Here is a 3,446-nt window from a genome sequence, read left to right as displayed (position 1 = left end):
AAATATATGGAATATATAGAGTTATTTTTTAAATCGATTTTTGTAGATAATATGATCTTTGCATATTTCTTAGGAATGTGTTCATATCTAGCGGTATCTAAAAAAGTTGATACTGCAGTAGGTCTTGGAGCTGCTGTAATATTCGTTCTCGCCGTGACTGTACCATTAAACTGGTTATTGGATCAATACGTTTTACAAGAAGGTGCATTAGCATGGTTAGGCCCTGAATATGCGGAGTATGACTTAGGTTTTCTATCTTTTATCCTGTTTATTGCTACCATTGCAACGATGGTGCAATTGGTTGAGATTGTGGTTGAGAAATTCTCACCAGGCTTATACAACTCACTCGGAATATTTTTACCATTAATTGCTGTAAACTGTGCCATATTAGGTGGTTCATTGTTTATGCAATCCCGTGAAATTCCAACCTTAGGTTTAGCATTAACTTATGGTGTTGGTTCAGGTATCGGATGGTTTTTAGCGATTCTTGCTATTGCAGCAATTCGTGAAAAAATCAGATATTCTCATGTACCACCAGCCTTAAGAGGATTAGGAATTACTTTTATTCTTACAGGATTAATGGCGATTGGTTTTATGAGTTTTGGTGGTATGCTTACTGGAGGAGACGATGGTGAACAAAGTCCTCAAGCCATTGAGCAAGACATGAAATCTGAGCCGAATAGCGCTGATGTTGAAGGTATTTTGAAGAAAGATAAGATAGTAGAAATCACAACCGCTTTAAATAGATAATATGTTATTAGCAGCAAGTACAACAGGTGTTATCGTAGCGACAATAATTGCGTTTTTAGTAATTACGTTGCTATTAGTTTCACTTTTATTATTCGTAAAACAAAAATTAGCGCCTTCAGGTCCTGTTAAAATTACCATTAATGGAGAAAAAGTAATTGAAGTACCTTCAGGGAATTCTTTGCTTACAACCTTGAGTGCTCAAAAAATATTTTTACCATCTGCTTGTGGTGGTGGTGGAACTTGTATTCAGTGTGAATGTCATGTTTTATCAGGTGGGGGTGAAGCACTCCCAACTGAAACACCACATTTTACCCGTACTGAATTAAAGGAAGGTATCCGTTTGTCATGTCAGGTAAAAGTAAAACAGGATATGGTGATTACGATTCCTGAGGAAGTATTTGGAATCAAAAAATGGGAAGCAACCGTTGTTAGAAATTATAACGTCGCCTCTTTTATTAAAGAGTTCGTAGTAGAGATTCCTGAAGATATGGGCTACAAAGCGGGAGGTTATATTCAGATTGAAATTCCACCTTGTACCATTAACTTTAAGGACATGGACATCACTGCCCATCCTGAAGAGCATGACACGCCAGATAAGTTTCAAGCAGAATGGGACAAGTTTAAATTATGGCCTTTGGTCATGAAGAACGAAGAAATAACTGAACGTGCTTATTCTATGGCTTCTTACCCTGCAGAAGGAAGAGAAATCATGTTAAACGTTCGTATTGCAACACCTCCGTTTGATAGGGCCAAAGGTGGCTGGATGGATGTGAATCCAGGTATTGCATCGTCTTATATCTTTAACCAGAAAAAAGGCGATAAAGTCGTTATTTCAGGACCTTACGGTGAATTCTTTATCAATGAATCTGATGCCGAAATGTTATATGTAGGTGGTGGAGCAGGAATGGCGCCAATGCGTTCACACTTGTACCACTTATTCAAAACCTTAAAAACAGGTCGTAAAGTGACGTATTGGTACGGTGGACGTTCTAAGCGTGAATTGTTCTATTTAGATCATTTTCATGAATTAGAACGTGAGTTTCCTAACTTTAAATTCTATTTGGCCTTGTCTGAACCTATGGAAGAAGACAATTGGAAAGTAAAGGAGAATATTGATGCCCCAGGCGATGGATTTGTAGGGTTCATTCACAATTGTGTTATCGAGAACTATTTGAACCATCATGAGTCACCTGAAGACATCGAATTATACTTCTGTGGTCCACCATTGATGAACCAAGCCGTTCAGAAAATGGGAGAGGATTTCGGAATTCCAGATGAGAATATCAGATTTGATGACTTTGGAGGATAGATGAGAGCATAAACCTTTCAGATTTCCAAAACCTGAAAGGTCTTCATTATATAAAAGCCCAACACGAAAGTGTTGGGCTTTTGTCTGTTTCAAATTAGGCTTGCGGATCAAAGACAGATTTATCCGAAACATTAAATTAACCAACATCGAAATTACTATCTCCTCATTTTTAAAATGGAATATTAATTATGAAAGAAATAAATGTTAATTTGCTTAAGAAAATAAAAAGGTGCCGTTTTTATTTATGCTATCTTATTAATTAACTAAAAAACACACATAATATAATGATCAACAAGTTTAAACGGATGATTAAGCCATATGTTATTAGTCGTATAGGTAGAAAACTTCCTATCAACTGGGTTAAGAAAGATGAAGGGTCATGGTTAGCACAAAATTTAATTGGTGATTTTATTATTCCGCCCATCAACTCTTATTGCACTAAGATTGAGCAGCTTGCAGAACATACTAATCAAAAAGGTAATCAGCCTCTTTGGGAAGGTTATCATGGTAATAATATTGGAAGTTCTAGTCGAAAGCCTAATACTGTCAGAAGTGTACCTGCAATAGGTAATCTGTTTGCATACTTGGTTCAAGAAAAAAAACCTGAAATTATTGTAGAATTCGGTACAGCTTTTGGTGTTTCTGGAATGTATTTTCTGGCGGGGTTAAATAAAAACGAAAAAGGCTCACTCCTTACTTTTGACCCAAATGAGGTTTGGGCCAAATTGGCAAAAGAAAATTTATTGCAGATAAGCAATAGATTTAAATTAACGGTTGGCACATTTGAGGAAAATATAGACAATATACTGCTTCATAATCAAAATATAGACATCGCCTTTATCGATGCCATTCACACCAAAGAATTTGTCATTCCTCAGTTAGAAATTGTGATTGCTAGAGCAAAAAAAGGATCAATAATTATTCTGGATGATATCAATTTCTCAGCTGATATGATAAATTGTTGGGAGGAGGTTTCAAATGATAATAGATTTATTTCGAGTCTTTCAATTGGGGATAGAGTGGGTATGTTGGAGCTAAAATAAATATGGTTATAGTGTATAAATAATCATAAAACATAAGCCGTCTTATGATCAAATTAAGACGGCTTCTTTAATAGTGGTTTCAGTTTAAAATATTAGTAACAAAAGGAGTTTATTAAAAAATCGAAATATTAGTTTTTGATTTATTCTTCTTCTTCAATGTCTTGCTCTACGAGCTCTTCTTCAGTTTCCTCAGTTGCTAAATTGTCTAGCTCTTGTAGGTCATCTAATTCCTCATCGTCTTCCTCTTCTTCAAATGTTGCTTTAGGGGCAGAAGTTTCCAAAACATTGTATTTCTCTAATTGTTCTTCTTCTCCTGTGAAATATGGAAATACATCCAAAATTGG

At 35.6% G+C, this 3,446-nt stretch carries 3 protein-coding genes and 1 pseudogene; 3 read left to right on the top strand and 1 reads right to left on the bottom strand.

What is annotated here, in order from left to right; genetic code table 11:
- The first annotated feature begins 6 nt into the window (after positions 1 to 6).
- The 3 genes from nqrE (at position 7) to ABIQ28_RS06430 (ending at position 3,102) form a co-directional block, all read left to right on the top strand.
- Positions 7 to 750 (top strand): NADH:ubiquinone reductase (Na(+)-transporting) subunit E, encoded by a 744-nt coding sequence (gene nqrE / locus ABIQ28_RS06440; RefSeq protein WP_348036053.1) that lies wholly within the window; start codon positions 7 to 9, stop codon positions 748 to 750.
- Position 751: 1 nt separating this feature from the next.
- Entirely contained in the window at positions 752 to 2,059 is a 1,308-nt protein-coding gene (gene nqrF, locus ABIQ28_RS06435; protein ID WP_348036052.1) for an NADH:ubiquinone reductase (Na(+)-transporting) subunit F, read from the top strand.
- Positions 2,060 to 2,364: 305 nt separating this feature from the next.
- Complete coding sequence (locus ABIQ28_RS06430; protein WP_348036051.1) at positions 2,365 to 3,102, top strand: class I SAM-dependent methyltransferase; 738 nt, start codon at positions 2,365 to 2,367, stop codon at positions 3,100 to 3,102.
- A gap of 140 nt (positions 3,103 to 3,242) precedes the next feature.
- On the opposite strand, the pseudogene ABIQ28_RS06425 reads toward ABIQ28_RS06430, so the two are convergent.
- A pseudogene (locus tag ABIQ28_RS06425) lies at positions 3,243 to 3,446 on the bottom strand (hypothetical protein); the annotation flags it as partial.

Origin of the sequence: Gelidibacter sp., from assembly GCF_039916245.1 — a bacterium.
Taxonomy (GTDB): Bacteria; Bacteroidota; Bacteroidia; order Flavobacteriales; family Flavobacteriaceae; genus Gelidibacter.
This window is presented reverse-complemented; position numbering and strand designations above follow the sequence as displayed.

What these genes read in the sequence shown, in the direction of transcription:
- nqrE (WP_348036053.1), top strand. Translation starts at nt 7, where the DNA reads ATGGAATATATAGAGTTATTTTTTAAATCGATTTTTGTAGATAATATG.
- nqrF (WP_348036052.1), top strand. Translation starts at nt 752, where the DNA reads ATGTTATTAGCAGCAAGTACAACAGGTGTTATCGTAGCGACAATAATT.
- ABIQ28_RS06430 (WP_348036051.1), top strand. Translation starts at nt 2,365, where the DNA reads ATGATTAAGCCATATGTTATTAGTCGTATAGGTAGAAAACTTCCTATC.